Source organism: Enterobacter sp. C6 (assembly GCF_008122455.1).
Lineage (GTDB): Bacteria > Pseudomonadota > Gammaproteobacteria > Enterobacterales > Enterobacteriaceae > Enterobacter > Enterobacter pseudoroggenkampii.
Genome location: NZ_QPFW01000165.1, coordinates 1 through 16,334, shown reverse-complemented (window position 1 = coordinate 16,334; position 16,334 = coordinate 1). Strand labels below are relative to the sequence as shown.

Genomic DNA, 16,334 nt, shown 5'->3' with positions numbered 1-16,334 from the left:
GCAGGCCACGCCCTCTCGGCGCATCCCTGCGCCTCGCCCCGGCCTTACGGAAACGCTTCGGCGATTTACAGCCGGACCAGGGCATGGCTGCAAGTAATTGCTTCACTTTAAAAAACTTAATCGCTTTCGGTAAAAATTTTCTGGGGAGCCCTCAGTCCGAAAGATGCGATCTCATGTCCTGTCGGTGCGGGTTTTACTACCCGAGTAAATAAAGACAAGCGCAATCCCCAGGCAGACTACCGCCCCCAGACGACTCGTTGAAAAGGAAATGGCGGGATTACCCAGCCAGCCAAAGTGATCAATCAGCATGCTCATGGCGAGTTGGCCAAAGATCACCGCCACCGTGGCGACGGCGGTGCCGATGCGCTGTACGGCGAGTACCATAATCACGATATAGGGCACGCCGAATATCGCCCCGAGAAGCTGCCATTTCGGCACGTCCAGCAGCGTGACTGCCTGCTTCGGTTCAAAGAAGAAAATGAGCAGGGCGGTCACCAGCGCGCCGACGGAAAACGTCAGAAACGCGCTTTTGAATACCCCCACGCTGCTGCCGAGCTGTCCGTTAATGGCGGCCTGAATGCTCAGCGTCGCGCCGCCGCAGAGGGCCAGAAGGATCATAATCAGTGTCATACGTTACCCCTGTGCGACCAGAACCAGTGCCGCAATAATGAACCCCAGTGCAATAATGCGTTTCGCGTTTATCTTCCTGCGCGGCGTACCCAGCAGACCAAAGTGATCGATGATCAGGCTTTTAAAGACCTGACCTGCCAGAATGCCAATCATGGTCATGGCTATGCCGATAGCGGGGGTCGCCACGGTCAGGATGACCACGTACACCGGACCGAGCACGCCGCCGAGCAGCTGCCAGCCGGGCTGTGCGAAAAACGATGGGCTGCTACGCGGGCTGAAAAACAGCATCAGCAGAAACGTCAGCGCGGCGCCAACGCCAAAAATACTGAACGTCGCCCATAAATCCCCGACCTTTCCCCCCAGCGGTCCCAGCAGTCCCGCCTCGACGGAGAGGCCCATCCCGCCGGCAATCACCAGTAAAATCAAAACAAACTGCATTCTTCTTCCTCCGTTTTCAGGCGAAGAAGATTACGTGGGTTGTTCAATGAGAAAAATGCCATAATGCTGGAAACACCTTTGCGAGAAATGCATTAATGGTTGACGCCAGCAACATCAACATCCGCGCGCTGCTGATCTTTATCGACGTGTATGAAGCGCAGAACTTCTCCGTCGTGGCGCGGCGGCAGGGAATATCGGCCTCGCAGATATCGCGCGTGATCCACCAGCTTGAGGACGCGCTCGGGCAGCAGCTTTTCTATCGCAATACGCGGGCCGTCATTCCCACGGAAAGCGGTCATCTGTTTGTTCGCTACGCCCGGTCGATGGCGGAAAATCTGGAAGAGGCGCGCCGGGAGCTGGACGCTCGAGCGGTGGAACCGTCCGGTGCGATCCGCATTAACGGACCGGTGTTTTTCGGCCAGAAGCACATAGCCCCAGGACTTCCCGGCCTGTCGGAACGCTATCCCCGCCTGAGCGTAGAGCTGACGCTGACCGATGATTTTATCGACCCCCATCGGGATGCGGCGGATGTTATCTTTCGGATTGGCGTGCTGACGGACTCCTCGTTTCATGCGCGGGTGTTCGGGCAGCAGGTTTATCATCTGGCCGCGTCGCCGGACTACGTGCGTAAACACGGTGCACCTGAAGGACCGGACGATCTGAACCGTCATCACTGTCTTGTCTATCGCGGATCCTCAGGGCCAAACCGCTGGCTCTTTCGCAGGAAGGGCGAGGCGTGGATACACTATCCCGTGACGCCATTGATGACCTCCAATAATGCGGAGGCGTTACTCGCTGCGGCGCTGGGCGGGATGGGGATTGTGCTGTTCCCGGACTGGTTGGTGAGTGAACAGCTCCAGCGCGGTGAGCTGATTCCGTTCCTGCCCGCGCTGGAGTGTGCCATCAATACGGAACAGCAGGCTATCGCGGCGATTTATCCTGATGCCCGACATCCGCCCCTGAACGTCAGGGCGGTAATTGATTATTACGTCGAGCGTTTTGGCACGCCGCCGTACTGGCAAGGGTAAGGGGATTACGCGCCAAGCTCTTTGCGGATAATCTCTGCGCCAGCGCTAAGTGCTTTCAGCTTGCCGTTAGCGACCTCACGGGAGAGGGGAGCCATACCGCAGTTGGTTGACGGATACAGCTTGTCGGCATCGACAAACTGCAGCGCTTTTCGCAGCGTATTGGCGACTTCCTCCGGCGTTTCAACCGTGTTGGTTGCCACGTCAATCGCGCCAACCATCACTTTCTTACCGCGGATCAGCTCAAGCAGATCCATCGGCACGCGGGAGTTGTGGCATTCCAGGGAAATAATGTCGATGTTAGAGGTCTGCAGCTTAGGGAAGGCCTCTTCGTACTGGCGCCATTCGGAACCGAGCGTCTTTTTCCAGTCGGTATTGGCCTTGATGCCGTAGCCGTAGCAGATGTGTACCGCGGTCTCGCACTTCAGCCCTTCAATGGCGCGCTCCAGCGCGGCGATACCCCAGTCGTTGACCTCATCAAAAAAGACGTTAAACGCCGGTTCATCAAACTGGATAATATCCACGCCTGCGGCCTCTAGCTCTCGCGCTTCCTGATTGAGGATTTTGGCGAATTCCCAGGCCAGCTTTTCGCGGCTTTTATAGTGCGCGTCGTAAAGGGTGTCGATCATGGTCATTGGCCCCGGCAGAGCCCATTTGATCGGCTTGTCCGTAAGCTGACGCAGATATTTAGCATCGTCCACGAAGACCGGTTTCTGGCGCGCGACGGCGGAGACCACGGTCGGCACGCTGGCGTCATAGCGGTTACGAATGCGCACCGTCTGGCGGTTCTCAAAATCGACGCCGCTCAGGTGTTCAATAAAGGTGGTGACGAAGTGCTGACGGGTCTGTTCCCCGTCGCTGACGATATCGATTCCCGCACGGATCTGCTCATCCAGAGACAGGCGCAGCGCATCCTGCTTGCCTGCCAGCAGTTCCTGATCCTGCAATTTCCAGGGTGACCATAGCGTTTCAGGTTGCGCAAGCCAGGTCGGCTTAGGCAGGCTGCCAGCCGTTGAAGTCGGGAGCAATGTTTTCATAATAAAAGACCTTTTTTGATGTATTAAAGCGTGTAGTTATCAGACCACTGCTCAAGAATGTGTTTGTAAGGCTTAATGAAGTACTCTTCGGTAAATCGACCCTGTTCAATCGCCAGACGGCTTCGCTCTTCCCGGTCATACACAATTTTGGTTAAGGAGTGATCCTGCTGGTTCAGATCCGGTCGGTAGCACAGTCCGGCCGCCGAGTTGGCGTTATAAATTTCCGGGCGATAGATCTTCTGGAACGTCTCCATCGTGCTGATGGTGGCGATCAGTTCGAGATCGGTGTAGTCGCTCAGCAAATCCCCGGTAAAGAAGAACGCGAACGGCGCCACGCTGTGTTCCGGCATGAAGTAGCGCACGCTCAGGCCCATCTTCGCGAAGTACTGCTCCGTAAGCGATTCGCCATCCGGCTGGTACTCAACGCCCAGTACGGGGTGCTGGTTACCGGTGCGGCGATAGGTATCTTTGCTGGAGACGCTCAGGCAGATCACCGGTCCCTTTCTAAAGTTCTCTTTGTATTCCGGTGAGTTCACAAAGTGGCGGAAAATATTGCCGTGCAGCTCGCCAAACTTTTCCGGAATGCTGAAGTGCTGCTGGTTCTTGTTATGCTCCAGCAGCAGGACGCTGAAATCATAATCCCGCACGTAAGACGAGAAGTTATTCCCGACGATGCCAGGGAGACGCTGGTTGTTTTTCTTGTCGACAATATACGTATGCAATATCTCAATGGCCGGGAACGGTTTTTCCGCGCCAATGTTCAAATCGACAGAGATGATTTCAAGCTCTACCGCGTAGCGATCGGCGGTTGGGTTATCCCAGCGCGCTAAGGCGTTGAAGCGGTTGTTGATCATCACCAGCGTATTGCGCAGGTTCTCCTGACGTTTTTCCCCGCGGGCCAGGTTGGCAAAGTTAGTGGTCGTACGCGTATTTTCTGACGGGTTGTAATTCTCATCGAAGCAACTGCGCTTAAGGTTATATGTGAAAGCTTTGCTCATTGTGGTTATGCATCCTAAGTTCATGTTGCTAAGAAGTTACCAATGCATAATTTATGCCTGAGCCCGCGGCGCAGGGGAAGTGACTTAATTTCAATGCAACATGAGGCATTTTCATGTTTAGATACGAAAAGAAGAGTAGCGCGGGTGGTGACTGTTTAAACAGTTTTACGCATTGCTGTAAAGGCTAATACGGAAATAATGGTGTTTTATACCGTAATTATGCATCTGAAAGAAAATAATGTATTAACCCCACTGCTGCGATTAATTGATGATGCTTATTTAATTTTATAGAAATATTTTTGGTGTGAATTTTATATGTGTTGTCTGCAGTGTTGAGTTATTTATGGTTTTATTTGTTTTGCGATCTTAAACATGATTTCTCGCTGTCTTATGATTATTTAAGCGGGTAGCATTTAACCGACGAGTAAAATTCTGAAGATACCATTGTGTACTATCCAAACTCCATCAGTTGGCCAGTGATTCGCGAAGGTGGTCTTCGACGCCTTAGGCTTGGAGAAATAAATTTAGCGAGTTCGCTCTTTGGGTATAGTATTTACTATCATAAAGTATGGATTCACCTTGAAAGTTATCTGCCTTTTAATCTTCAAACCCTGGACAGGCAATGAGTCCTGACGGTGAAATGTGGTTCAGATCTGAAAAATATGAACATGACTTTTCTATGCCTGTTAGCCAGTGACTGATGCTCAACATCTTTTTATGCATGAAATGATGCATGTCTGGCAGCATCAACGTGGTATGTGGGTGCGTATGCGTGGCGCTTTTTCCTGGGCTGCTGATTATACGTACAGTCTTGATAAGACGAACTTACTGGAGTATGGGCTAGAGCAACAAGCTTCGATTGTCAGCGATTACTGGTTATTAAAAAGCTATGGTTTTTGGGGCAATAGTAATCTCTTTGATTATAGAAACTATGATCCAGCTGAACCTGTAACGATATTGATTAAAAAGTATGAACGTATTTTAGAGGAGTTTCCCGGTTGAAATATATATCACTGTTGCTATCTGCCATTTTTCTGACGGGGTGTCCTGGTAAAGGAAAAGAAGGCGCTGCGTCTGGGGAAAGACAATCTATCTACGTTTATGAGGGCCTGGTATGCTTTACAGTCGATAAAAAAGATATCCTTAGTCGTTATGTACTGGCATCAAACGGCAAAGATTATTCTGAGTTATTAAAGGGGGACTTTTTAGCATTATCATATCCGAACACATGTTTTAACGTGAACTTAACTAAAGGTACTGTCTACGGAGCACATTATACGTTAAATAAAAAGAATTTTTATTATACTTTTATAATCGATAACCAAGGCAATATACTCGACTTAGGGAGAAAGTAACATGTCATTACCCGCATACCTGTTTCTTTATGATGAAAACGGAATGCAGTTAAAAGGAGAATGTCTCGCGTTAGGTCGAGAGGGCGCGGTTGAAGTCATGAGCAGCAGCTACGGCATTAGCCAGCCAGTCGACCCTCATACCGGTAGAATGGGTGGTACCAGACAACACGAACCTTTTATCATACACAAACAGATGGATAAACTTTCACCACTGTTCGCAGTGTATGCTTGCGACGGGAGACGTCTGCAAAAAGCTGTCATTCGCTACTATGAGACAAACGATGCAGGGATTGAACGCGAAGTTTATCGTATATCCATGGAAAGTGTTGTCATCATGTCAGTGAATGCCAATCACACATATATACCTGGTTCAAACCATCATAACATGGTCGAGACCGTGAAGTTACGCTTCAACAGTATTGAATGGCATTACCTGGATGGCATGATTAAGTATGGCGATGCGTGGTCAAAACCAGCATCACAAAAACCGTAGTATCACGATTTTACTGCTATTCTTTATCAATCAGGATCCTGGGTGCGATATATGGCGCCCAGCCAGGATGTGTAACGCTTCATCTGCTAATGTCGCACTCTTTCCTCAATTCCCGCTATAATCCCCAAAATTTCCAACCGGTTTAGAAACAATCATGACAAAACTCACCTTACAAGAGCAGATGCTGAAAGCGGGCCTCGTCAGCAGCAAGAAAGCGGCGAAAGTGCAGCGTACGGCAAAGAAATCACGCGTTCAGGCGCGTGAGGCCCGTGAAGCGGTCGAAGAGAACAAGAAGGCGCAGATCGAGCGTGACAAGCTGCTGAGCGAGCAGCAGAAGCAGGCCGTGCTGGCGAAAGAGTTTAAGGCGCAGGTGAAGCAGCTGATTGAGATGAACCGCATCACCGTGGCGAAAGGCAACATCACCTTTAACTTTACCGACGGTACGCTGATTAAAAAGATTGAAGTCGATAAGCAAACGCAGACCCAGCTGATCAACGGGCGTCTGGCGATTGCGCGCCTGGTGCTCAATGCTAACGGTGACTGCGACTACGCGATCATTCCGGCAGTGGTGGCCGATAAAATTGCCCAGCGCGATGCCGACAGCATCGTGTTAAACAGCGCGCTCAGCCAGGAAGAGCAGGACGAAGACGATCCGTACGCGGACTTCAAAATCCCTGACGATTTGATGTGGTAAACCGCATTCAGAACGGGGCGGCGTGACGGGCGTTAACCGGCTCGCCGCTCACGGGATGAATAAAATTCAGCTCGCTGGCATGCAGCATCAGCCGGGGCGTTTCTTCAGCGCCCGGCACGTCAAGACCGCCATACAGATCGCAGCCCAGAATAGGGTGCCCCAGCTGCTGGCAGTGAATACGCAGCTGATGGGTTCGCCCGGTCTCCGGGATCAGTTTCACCCGCGTTAACGGCAGCCCCGTCCTCTGATAAAACCGTTCCACAACCCGATAGCGGGAGCGGGCGGGTTTACCGGTGATGGCGCAGATCGACATCAGCGGGAACAGCGCCGGGTCTTTGGCAATCGGCGCATCAATTACACCTTCGTCATTTTCCACATGTCCGCAAAGCAGGGCGCTGTAGGCTTTCTCCACGCTGCGCTGGCTGAACTGCTGGCACAGCGCCGCGTTGATGGCTTTATTGCGCGCAACCACCATCAGCCCGGACGTGCCAAAATCCAGACGGTGCACCAGCGTGCAGCCGGGGAACGTCTGAACCAGACGATAATGGACGGAATCAAGGTTTTGCGGATTTTTGCCCGAGAGGCTGAGCAGGCCGGAAGGCTTATCGATCAGCAGCAGATGTTCGTCCTGCCAGAGAATTTCGATCTCATCGAGACAAGGTGGGGCAATAAAGTTATCGACGATTACAGACATCAGGCCGCCCGGCTGGAGAGTGGGAGCGGATGATAACGAAATGCGGGGAAAAGAAAAACCCTCCCACCGGGCGGTGAGAGGGTGAAGTCTTACGCTGCAACCAGGCTGTCGATTGCGGCTTTCGCGTCGGTCTGCGCTTTGGTCGCCACTTCCGGACCGTAAGCGATACCTTCCGCGAACACGAAGTTCACGTCAGTGATGCCGATGAAGCCCAGGAACAGGCTCAGGTACGGCGCAACCAGGTCGGTTGGGGTATCTTTATGGATGCCACCGCGGCTGGTCAGGACGATCGCACGTTTACCTTTCACCAGACCTTCCGGGCCGTTCTCGGTGTAACGGAAGGTTACGCCAGCGCGCGCTACCAGGTCGAAGTAGTTCTTCAGCTGGGTTGGAATGTTGAAGTTGTACATTGGGGCGTTGATGACGATAACGTCGTGCGCCTGCAGCTCAGCAATCAGTTCGTCGGACAGGGCCAGCGCTTCCTGCTGACGTGGAGACAGCGGTGCATCGCTTGGGCGCAGTGCACCAACCAGCTCACCGTCCAGCACAGGAATTGGGTTTGCAGCCAGGTCACGCACGGTGATTTCGTCAGCAGAATGCTGTTCACGCCACTGTTCAACGAAGTAATCAGACAGCTGACCAGACTGAGAGTACCCTGCCAGAATACTGGATTTCAAAACTAATACTTTGCTCATGGGTGATTCCTGTTGTTGCATTTGATTGAAGGGGGTTGCCCCGTTGCTTGTTGACACTCTATTCACAATCCTGCCACAGAGATAGCGCAATATATCGAAGCCTATGTTCGAATTTTTTGAATAAGGCGCGAAAGGCGCCGATGTGATACTCTATAGCAATCATTAAAAAGAGAGTTTATCAGGGCGTGTACTGCCCTTTAACGCTATGACAGAACAACAAAAATTCACCTTCCCGATGCTCCTGCAACAGCTTGATCCTCTGACGCTGCGCGATAAACAGCGCTTTGCCCGCCGCCTGCACGGTGTGAAGAAGGTTAAAAATCCTGATGCACAACAGGCCATTTACCAGGAGATGGCGAAAGAGATTGAACAGGCGGCAGGGAAAGTTGTGCTGCGCGAAGCCGCACGTCCGGCGATTACCTACCCGGAAAACCTGCCCGTCAGCCAGAAGAAACAGGACATTCTCGAGGCCGTACGCGACCACCAGGTGGTGATTGTCGCGGGGGAAACCGGTTCGGGGAAAACCACCCAGCTGCCGAAAATCTGTATGGAGCTGGGCCGCGGGATCAAAGGCCTGATTGGCCACACCCAGCCGCGTCGTCTGGCGGCGCGCACCGTTGCCAACCGTATTGCCGAAGAGCTGCAGACGGAGCCGGGCGGCTGCATCGGCTATAAGGTGCGATTCAGCGACCACGTTAGCGATAACACCATGGTCAAGCTGATGACCGACGGTATTCTGCTGGCGGAAATTCAGCAGGATCGCCTGCTGATGCAGTATGACACCATCATCATTGACGAAGCGCACGAGCGTAGCCTGAACATCGACTTCCTGCTCGGCTACCTGAAAGAGCTGCTGCCGCGTCGCCCGGATCTGAAAGTTATCATTACCTCCGCGACCATCGACCCGGAGCGCTTCTCGAAGCACTTCAACAATGCGCCGATTATCGAAGTCTCTGGTCGTACCTATCCGGTCGAGGTGCGCTATCGCCCGATTGTGGAAGAGGCGGATGATACCGAGCGCGACCAGCTGCAGGCCATCTTCGATGCCGTCGACGAGCTGGGTAATGAAAGCGCTGGCGACATTCTGATCTTCATGAGCGGCGAGCGCGAAATTCGCGATACCGCCGATGCGCTCAGCAAGCGCGACCTGCGCCACACCGAGATCCTGCCGCTGTATGCCCGCCTGTCCAACAGCGAACAGAACCGCGTCTTCCAGCCGCACAGCGGACGCCGCATCGTCCTGGCGACCAACGTGGCGGAAACCTCGCTGACCGTGCCGGGCATTAAATACGTGATCGATCCGGGTACGGCGCGCATCAGCCGCTACAGCTACCGCACCAAGGTCCAGCGGTTGCCGATTGAGCCCGTTTCGCAGGCGTCTGCTAACCAGCGTAAGGGCCGCTGCGGCCGCGTGTCTGAAGGGATCTGTATTCGTCTCTATTCCGAAGATGATTTCCTGTCGCGTCCGGAATTTACCGACCCGGAAATTCTGCGCACCAACCTGGCGTCCGTTATCCTGCAGATGACCGCCCTGGGACTGGGCGACATCGCGGCGTTCCCGTTCGTCGAAGCGCCGGACAAACGCAACATTCAGGACGGCGTACGTCTGCTGGAAGAGCTCGGAGCGATCACCACCGACGAGCAGGCGACGGTCTATAAGCTGACGCCGCTGGGCCGCCAGCTCAGCCAGCTGCCGGTGGATCCGCGCCTGGCCCGTATGGTGCTGGAAGCGCAAAAGCGCGGCTGCGTGCGCGAGGCGATGATCATTACCTCGGCGCTCTCCATTCAGGATCCGCGCGAGCGTCCGATGGACAAACAGCAGGCGTCGGACGAAAAGCACCGTCGCTTCCACGACAAAGAGTCCGATTTCCTCGCCTTTGTGAACCTGTGGAACTATCTCGGCGAGCAGCAGAAAGCGCTCTCCTCAAACCAGTTCCGCCGCCAGTGCCGGGTGGATTTCCTCAACTACCTGCGCGTGCGCGAGTGGCAGGATATCTACACCCAGCTGCGCCAGGTGGTGAAAGAGCTGGGCATTCCGGTCAACAGCGAACCGGCGGAGTACCGCGAAATTCATATCGCGCTGCTGACCGGCCTGCTGTCCCACATTGGGATGAAGGACGCCGAAAAGCAGGAGTATACCGGCGCGCGTAACGCCCGTTTCTCCATCTTCCCGGGTTCCGGCTTGTTCAGGAAGCCGCCGAAATGGACCATGGTTGCGGAGCTGGTGGAAACCAGCCGCCTGTGGGGGCGCATTGCCGCACGTATCGATCCGGAATGGGTGGAGCCGGTGGCGCAGCACCTGCTTAAGCGCTCGTACAGTGAACCGCACTGGGAGCGCGCGCAGGGCGCGGTGATGGCGACCGAGAAAGTGACCGTTTACGGCCTGCCGGTGGTCGCCGCGCGTAAGGTCAACTACAGCCAGATTGACCCTGCGCTCAGTCGCGAGCTGTTTATCCGCCACGCGCTGGTGGAGGGCGACTGGCAGACGCGCCACGCCTTCTTCCGTGAAAACCTGAAGCTGCGCGCCGAAGTGGAGGAGCTGGAGCACAAGTCCCGCCGCCGCGACATTCTGGTGGACGACGAGGCGCTGTTTGAGTTTTACGATCAGCGTATCAGCCACGATGTTATCTCTGCCCGCCACTTCGACAGCTGGTGGAAGAAGGCCAGCAAAGAGACGCCGGACCTGCTCAACTTCGAAAAGAGCATGCTGATTAAAGAGGGGGCGGAGTCGGTCAGCAAGCTCGACTACCCGAACTTCTGGCATCAGGGCAACCTCAAGCTGCGTCTGACCTATCAGTTTGAGCCGGGGGCAGACGCGGACGGCGTGACCGTCCACATTCCGCTGCCGCTGTTAAACCAGGTGGACGAGAGCGGGTTCGAGTGGCAAATCCCTGGCCTGCGCCGCGAGCTGGTGATTGCGCTGATCAAATCCCTGCCGAAACCGGTGCGCCGCAACTTTGTACCTGCGCCAAACTACGCGGAAGCGTTTTTGGGCCGCGTCACGCCGCTGGAGCTGCCGCTGCTGGACGCGCTGGAGCGTGAATTCCGCCGCATGACTGGCACCACCATCGACCGCGACGACTGGAACTGGGATCAGGTGCCCGATCACCTGAAAATCAGCTTCCGCGTGGTGGACGATAAAAATAAAAAGCTGCTGGAAGGGCGTTCCCTGAGCGAGCTGAAAGAGGCGCTGAAAGGCAAAGTCCAGGAGACGCTCTCTGCGGTGGCGGACGACGGCATCGAGCAGAGCGGGCTGCACATCTGGAGCTTTGGCCAACTTCCGGAAAGCTACGAGCAGAAGCGCGGCAACTATAAGGTGAAAGCCTGGCCTGCGCTGGTGGACGAGCGCGACAGCGTGGCGATCAAACTGTTTGATAACCCGCAGGAACAGCAGCAGATGATGTGGCGTGGGCTGCGTCGCCTGCTGCTGCTCAACATCCCGTCGCCGATCAAGTATCTGCACGAGAAGCTGCCGAACAAGGCCAAGCTGGGGCTCTACTTTAACCCGTACGGCAAGGTGCTGGATCTGATTGACGACTGCATCTCCTGCGGCGTGGACAAACTCATTCACGAGGCGGGCGGTCCGGTCTGGACGGAAGAGGGCTTTGCTCAGCTTCATGAAAAGGTGCGCGCGGAGCTGAACGACACCGTGGTGGAGATTGCCAAACAGGTCGAGCAGATCCTCACCGCCGTGTTCAACATCAACAAGCGCCTGAAGGGGCGCGTGGATATGACCATGGCGCTGGGGCTGTCTGACGTGAAGGCGCAGATGGCGGGGTTGGTTTACCGCGGCTTTGTCACCGGCAACGGCTTTAATCGTTTGGGTGATACGCTGCGCTATCTGCAGGCGATTGAAAAACGTCTGGAGAAAATGGCGGTCGATCCGCACCGCGATCGCGCGCAGATGTTGAAAGTGGAGAGCGTGCAGCAGGCGTGGCAGCAGTGGCTCAACAAGCTGCCGCCAGCGCGTCGCGACGATGAAGACGTGCAGGCGATCCGCTGGATGATCGAAGAGCTGCGCGTCAGCTTCTTTGCCCAGCAGCTCGGTACGCCGTATCCGATTTCGGATAAACGTATCCTGCAGGCGATGGAGCAGATTTCCGGTTAAAACCCGGTTTTCTCCCTCTCCCTGTGGGAGAGGGCCGGGGTGAGGGCATCAGCCCGCACATTTTTTCACCCGTTCACCATTGCCAGCGTAAACCCATCCCATCCCTTAATCCCCACCGTTTGCAGCGCGGTGGCGGTTAAGCGCGGATTATCTCCAGTCATCTCAATAAACCGACGCACGCCCAGCACGCGCGCGTCGTCGCTTTGCCCGTTAATGACTTCGCCGTCGCGCACCACGTTATCGCCAATGATTATCGTGCCGGGACGGGAATAGTGCAGAGCCCACTCCAGGTAGCCGGGATTGTTTGGCTTATCGGCATCGATAAAGATCAGGTCGAACGCTGGAACGTCACCGAAATTCTCCAGCGAGCTCAGGGCCGGGCCTTCAATTAATTCAATACGTTCGTTTAGCCCCGCGAGATGAATATTCTGGCGCGCAACGCTGGCATGCGCGGGATCGGCCTCAAGCGTAATCAGCTTTCCGTCCGGCGGCAGGGCGCGCGCCATCCAGATAGCGCTGTAGGCACCCAGCGTCCCGATCTCAAGAATGCGCCTTGCCTGCGTCATGCGCACGAACAGCGCCAGCAGCTGCCCCTGATTGGCCGCTACGTCGTGCTCGGGCAGCCCGGCGCGCTTGTTGTTTTCCAGTACCTGATGAAGTACATCATCGTCAGGAATAAGCGAAGAAATCATGTAATTATCTACTGCAGACCATTGTTGTTGCATAGATTGACTCCTTGGGAGGGATTGCCGGGTGGCGGCTGCGCCTTACCCGGCCTACAGGGCGAAATGTAGGCCCGGTAAGCGAAGCGCCACCGGGCAGGTTTTCAGGCACTGACCCAGCCGCCGCCCAGCGCTTTATACAAATCAATCTGCGCCAGCAGCAGGTTATTTTTCGCCTGCACCACGCTGGTCTGAACCGAGAACAGCGTGCGCTGCGCGTCCAGCACGTCCAGATAGGATGAATAACCGTTGCGATAGCGATTCTGCGCAATGCGCAGCGTCTCCTGGGCCACATCCTGCTGGGCAAGCAGTTCCGTCAGCTGTTCCTGATAGCGACTTATCGCATCAAGGCTGTTGTTCACTTCGGCAAACGCGTTACGCACGGTTTTTTCATAGGCGTACAGCGCCTGGTTCCGCTGGGACTGGGAAATATCCACCTGCGCATTCAGCGCCTGGCGGTTCAGCAGCGGGGCGAGAATACTGCCCCCGACGCTCCAGAGCTGAAGCGGGTTGTCCAGCAGGCCTGAAAGGGTGCGATCCTGAACCGATCCGGTGGCGGTCAGGTTGATCGACGGCAGCAGGCTGGCGCGTGAGGCGGCAAGCGAGGCGTCTGCCGCAACCAGCTGTCGTTCGGCCTGAACGATATCCGGTCGACGATTCAGGAGCGTAGAAGGCAGCTGCGACGGCAGCTTCAGCGGCGTCAGCGCCGCAAAGCTTTCGCTGCGTGCCACCGCGCCGGGATTGCTTCCCAGCAGCAGGCTCAGGGCATTCTCCTGCTGCGCAATCTGGTGCTGCAGCACGGGCACCTGCGCCCGCGTTGAGCGAAGTTCGGAATCCGACTGCATCAGCTCCAGACGCGAGCTGTAGCCCGTCTCAAACTGACGTTTCGCAAGGTTAAATGCCTCTTCGCGCGATTTCAGAGTGGACTCCGTCACGCGCAGCTGTTCGTCAAGCGAGAGCAGGGTGACATAGCCGGATGCAACGGAAGACGCGACGGTCAAATCCGCGGCGGCAGCGGCGGCTTTTTGCGCCTCCAGCGAGGCTTCGGCGGCATTGGCCGTGCTGCGGTTGACGCCCCAGATATCAACGTCATAGCTCGCCGTCAGGCTCCCTCTGTACAGCGTGCCGTAGACCGGCAGCCCGGTCGCGGCTGATTGCGAGCGGGCGCGCGTCCCCGTTACGCCCGCGTCAAGCGAAGGAAACAGGCTGCCGTCGGCCGCGAAGACCCGCGCCTGATACTCGTTAATTCGTTCGCGGGCGATCAGCACGTCGCTGTTATTCTTAAGCGCCTGATCCACATAGCGGTTGAGGTTGTTGTCATGGAAATTGCGCCACCAGAGCTGCTCCGCCGGGCTGGCAGGGCCGGCGTCAGCTCGCCACTGGGTGGGGATGTGCAGCGTCGGCTGCGCCGGTTTGACGTCGACGGACTGGCACCCGGCCAGCATGACCGCTGCCACCAGCGCGGCTATCGGGCGAAGGATCATTTCTTCGCCTCCCGCGTATCAATGGTCACCTGTACCGACATACCCGGACGCAGCAGCGCGGAATCTTCTGGCTTGCCGAGCACCTCGATGCGCACCGGGATACGCTGGGCTATTTTGACAAAGTTGCCGGTGGCGTTGTCCGGCGTGATGGCGCTGAATTCAACCCCGGTTGCAGGCGAAATGCTCTCCACGCGGCCCTGATACGCTTTGTCGTTCAGGGCATCGACGGTGAATTTGACAGGCTGACCGACGCGTAGCTCCGCAAGCTGGGTCTCTTTAATATTGGCAATGACCCAGTGCTGAGGCGGCACAAGGGTGGTGAGATGGGTCCCGGCGGTCACATACGCCCCGAGACGCACGGCGATCTGGCCGAGCTGACCGTCACGCGGCGCCACAATCCGGGTGTTTTGCAGGTCAATCTGCGCCAGCTCCAGCGCCGCTTTTGCGTTTTCAACATCCGCCTCCAGCGCACCGCGATTGACAATCACCGTCTGCAGATCCTGACGCGACATCTCAAGGGCAGCTTTCGCCTGGTCGATGTCGGCGCTACCCTGAGCGGCACTGGCCAGCGCCGCGTCGCGCTCGCGAATGGAAAGCGAGCCGTCAGACGTCAGCTCTTTCACCCGCTTTAAATCCGCCTGGCTTTTCAGGCTCTGGGCACGGGCATTTTTCAGCGCCGCGTCATTTTTTGCGATCGTTGCTTCGGCGCTTTTACGCTGCTGCAGGTTGTTATTGAGGGCGGCAATTTTCATCGCCAGCTGTGCCTCGGCCTGATGCACGCGCTGACGATAAATGCGGTCATCAATCTGCAGCAGCAGGTCGCCTTTTTTGACCTGCACAAAGTCCTGAACCTTCACCTCGGTGATATAGCCATTCACCTGGGGGCTGATAAACGTCGTCTGGCCACGCACGTAGGCGTTATCGGTAAACTGCGCGTGGCGGGTGAACGGCGGCAGCTGCCACGCATAAAGGATCACCAGTACGCCGACAATACCGATGGCAGCGGCGGTGAAAACGGAAACAATGCGCACATTTTTGCGGGTGTTGGCCTGCTCTTTGGCGGCATCCTGCTGACTCATAAACTCTCCAGAAATATTTTAATTATTTGTTGCCGGTGGCGTTCTTCAGCGCCAGACGGGCAGTGATGCGCAGGCGCAGCAAGCGCCATAAAATCCAGACCAGCGTGGCGGCAGCGATGCTCGCCGTCAGCAGATAAGTATCGTTGTAAGCCAGAATATTCGCCTCCAGCGCGGTCACCGTTTGCAGCTGCGTTATCGCCTGGGTTCCCAGTAGCGCGCTGTCGCCAATCAGGCTTTTATACATCTGGGTATAAAGTTGAATTCGCTCGTTGACCAGCGGGTTGAGCGTGGTGAGCTGGTCCGCCAGCAGGCTGGAGTGGTACTTCTCGCGCCAGGTCTGGAAGGTGCCGAGGATCGCGGAACCCAGCAGGCCGCCGAGGTTCTGGCTCATGCCAAACATCACCGAGAAGCTGACCAGGTTACGCGGGTCGGCGATCACCCCGCCAATGGCGGCCAGCATGGCGGGCGCCAGGAAGAAGGCGCTGCCGAAGCCCAGCAGGAACTGGCTCAACATCAGCTGATCCGGCCGGGTCAGGTTGTTGGACTGGCTGTCCAGCAGCGAGGCAACAATCATCAGGGCCAGAGAGGTGATGATTGGCCACGCCAGTTTCGTCGGCTTGATGGTGAGACAGCTGGTGACGATCCCGCAGACGATCCCGGCGAAAATGGACCACGCCAGGTGGGTCATCTGCTCATTCTGTAATCCCACGTACTGCAGCCAGCCGATGACGCCGGTGTTTTGCTCTGCCAGCACGATACGGATCAGCAGCATGATCAGCCCCAGACGGACGATGCTGCCGCTCGACAGCCAGCGGGTGTTCAGCAGCGGGTTGCTGCGGTTATGTTCAAAGACGATGGCTGCGACAATCAGCACCAGCGATA

General features: G+C 56.0%; 14 protein-coding genes and 2 pseudogenes. 6 read left to right on the top strand and 10 right to left on the bottom strand.

Going from position 1 to position 16,334, the window contains the following annotated elements; translation table 11 throughout:
* Positions 1–171: 171 nt before the first annotated feature.
* Entirely contained in the window at positions 172–630 is a 459-nt protein-coding gene (locus tag DOU50_RS04605) for a DMT family transporter (protein WP_148768908.1), read from the bottom strand.
* 3 nt (positions 631–633) lie between these two features.
* Positions 634–1,068, bottom strand: a complete 435-nt coding sequence (locus tag DOU50_RS04600; RefSeq protein ID WP_148768907.1) for a DMT family transporter — start codon at positions 1,066–1,068, stop codon at positions 634–636.
* Between the two features lie 95 nt (positions 1,069–1,163).
* Here DOU50_RS04600 and DOU50_RS04595 point away from each other — a divergent pair, with 95 nt between their 5' ends.
* Entirely contained in the window at positions 1,164–2,096 is a 933-nt protein-coding gene (locus tag DOU50_RS04595; RefSeq protein ID WP_148768906.1) for a LysR family transcriptional regulator, read from the top strand.
* A gap of 5 nt (positions 2,097–2,101) precedes the next feature.
* Here DOU50_RS04595 and DOU50_RS04590 read toward each other — a convergent pair whose 3' ends face one another.
* Together DOU50_RS04590 and DOU50_RS04585 are read right to left on the bottom strand one after the other, a co-directional pair.
* A complete protein-coding gene (locus DOU50_RS04590) occupies positions 2,102–3,130 on the bottom strand; it encodes a methionine synthase (protein ID WP_024908373.1) in 1,029 nt (342 codons plus the stop codon).
* Between the two features lie 23 nt (positions 3,131–3,153).
* Positions 3,154–4,128: a DUF1852 domain-containing protein gene (locus DOU50_RS04585; protein ID WP_148768905.1), complete on the bottom strand. Its 975-nt coding sequence runs from the start codon at positions 4,126–4,128 to the stop codon at positions 3,154–3,156.
* Positions 4,129–4,571: 443 nt separating this feature from the next.
* Between DOU50_RS04585 and DOU50_RS04580 the strand changes: the two are divergent.
* The 4 genes and pseudogenes from DOU50_RS04580 (at position 4,572) to DOU50_RS04565 (ending at position 6,670) form a co-directional block, all read left to right on the top strand.
* Positions 4,572–5,130: pseudogene (locus tag DOU50_RS04580) on the top strand (type IV secretion protein Rhs).
* On the top strand, positions 5,127–5,483 hold the full coding sequence (locus DOU50_RS04575; protein WP_148768904.1) for a putative T6SS immunity periplasmic lipoprotein: 357 nt from the start codon (positions 5,127–5,129) through the stop codon (positions 5,481–5,483). The pseudogene DOU50_RS04580 and the gene DOU50_RS04575 overlap by 4 nt, the downstream one beginning before the upstream one ends.
* A gap of 1 nt (position 5,484) precedes the next feature.
* Complete coding sequence (locus DOU50_RS04570; protein WP_148768903.1) at positions 5,485–5,976, top strand: Hcp family type VI secretion system effector; 492 nt, start codon at positions 5,485–5,487, stop codon at positions 5,974–5,976.
* Positions 5,977–6,130: 154 nt separating this feature from the next.
* A complete protein-coding gene (locus tag DOU50_RS04565) occupies positions 6,131–6,670 on the top strand; it encodes a DUF2058 domain-containing protein (protein WP_008502315.1) in 540 nt (179 codons plus the stop codon).
* Positions 6,671–6,677: 7 nt separating this feature from the next.
* On the opposite strand, the gene DOU50_RS04560 is transcribed toward DOU50_RS04565, so the two are convergent.
* Positions 6,678–7,364: an RluA family pseudouridine synthase gene (locus DOU50_RS04560; RefSeq protein WP_148768902.1), complete on the bottom strand. Its 687-nt coding sequence runs from the start codon at positions 7,362–7,364 to the stop codon at positions 6,678–6,680.
* A gap of 89 nt (positions 7,365–7,453) precedes the next feature.
* Entirely contained in the window at positions 7,454–8,059 is a 606-nt protein-coding gene (azoR, locus tag DOU50_RS04555) for an FMN-dependent NADH-azoreductase (protein ID WP_008502313.1), read from the bottom strand.
* Between the two features lie 205 nt (positions 8,060–8,264).
* On the opposite strand from azoR, the gene hrpA reads away from it, so the two are divergent.
* Positions 8,265–12,167: an ATP-dependent RNA helicase HrpA gene (gene hrpA, locus DOU50_RS04550; RefSeq protein WP_148768901.1), complete on the top strand. Its 3,903-nt coding sequence runs from the start codon at positions 8,265–8,267 to the stop codon at positions 12,165–12,167.
* A 65-nt stretch (positions 12,168–12,232) separates the two neighbouring features.
* Here the strand turns inward: hrpA and DOU50_RS04545 are convergent, their stop codons facing one another.
* The 4 genes and pseudogenes from DOU50_RS04545 to DOU50_RS04525 all read right to left on the bottom strand — a co-directional run.
* On the bottom strand, positions 12,233–12,892 hold the full coding sequence (locus DOU50_RS04545; protein WP_148768900.1) for an O-methyltransferase: 660 nt from the start codon (positions 12,890–12,892) through the stop codon (positions 12,233–12,235).
* 101 nt (positions 12,893–12,993) lie between these two features.
* Positions 12,994–14,373, bottom strand: a complete 1,380-nt coding sequence (locus DOU50_RS04535) for an efflux transporter outer membrane subunit (RefSeq protein ID WP_148768899.1) — start codon at positions 14,371–14,373, stop codon at positions 12,994–12,996.
* Positions 14,370–15,452: an HlyD family secretion protein gene (locus tag DOU50_RS04530; protein WP_148768898.1), complete on the bottom strand. Its 1,083-nt coding sequence runs from the start codon at positions 15,450–15,452 to the stop codon at positions 14,370–14,372. Before DOU50_RS04530 ends, DOU50_RS04535 begins: the two co-directional genes overlap by 4 nt.
* A 22-nt stretch (positions 15,453–15,474) precedes the next feature.
* Positions 15,475–16,334 (bottom strand): annotated as a pseudogene (locus DOU50_RS04525) (MFS transporter); the annotation flags it as partial.

What these genes read in the sequence shown, in the direction of transcription:
- DOU50_RS04585 (WP_148768905.1), bottom strand. Translation starts at nt 4,128, where the DNA reads ATGAGCAAAGCTTTCACATATAACCTTAAGCGCAGTTGCTTCGATGAG.
- DOU50_RS04530 (WP_148768898.1), bottom strand. Translation starts at nt 15,452, where the DNA reads ATGAGTCAGCAGGATGCCGCCAAAGAGCAGGCCAACACCCGCAAAAAT.
- DOU50_RS04595 (WP_148768906.1), top strand. Translation starts at nt 1,164, where the DNA reads ATGGTTGACGCCAGCAACATCAACATCCGCGCGCTGCTGATCTTTATC.
- DOU50_RS04560 (WP_148768902.1), bottom strand. Translation starts at nt 7,364, where the DNA reads ATGTCTGTAATCGTCGATAACTTTATTGCCCCACCTTGTCTCGATGAG.
- DOU50_RS04545 (WP_148768900.1), bottom strand. Translation starts at nt 12,892, where the DNA reads ATGCAACAACAATGGTCTGCAGTAGATAATTACATGATTTCTTCGCTT.
- azoR (WP_008502313.1), bottom strand. Translation starts at nt 8,059, where the DNA reads ATGAGCAAAGTATTAGTTTTGAAATCCAGTATTCTGGCAGGGTACTCT.
- DOU50_RS04605 (WP_148768908.1), bottom strand. Translation starts at nt 630, where the DNA reads ATGACACTGATTATGATCCTTCTGGCCCTCTGCGGCGGCGCGACGCTG.
- DOU50_RS04570 (WP_148768903.1), top strand. Translation starts at nt 5,485, where the DNA reads ATGTCATTACCCGCATACCTGTTTCTTTATGATGAAAACGGAATGCAG.
- DOU50_RS04565 (WP_008502315.1), top strand. Translation starts at nt 6,131, where the DNA reads ATGACAAAACTCACCTTACAAGAGCAGATGCTGAAAGCGGGCCTCGTC.
- DOU50_RS04600 (WP_148768907.1), bottom strand. Translation starts at nt 1,068, where the DNA reads ATGCAGTTTGTTTTGATTTTACTGGTGATTGCCGGCGGGATGGGCCTC.
- DOU50_RS04590 (WP_024908373.1), bottom strand. Translation starts at nt 3,130, where the DNA reads ATGAAAACATTGCTCCCGACTTCAACGGCTGGCAGCCTGCCTAAGCCG.
- DOU50_RS04535 (WP_148768899.1), bottom strand. Translation starts at nt 14,373, where the DNA reads ATGATCCTTCGCCCGATAGCCGCGCTGGTGGCAGCGGTCATGCTGGCC.
- hrpA (WP_148768901.1), top strand. Translation starts at nt 8,265, where the DNA reads ATGACAGAACAACAAAAATTCACCTTCCCGATGCTCCTGCAACAGCTT.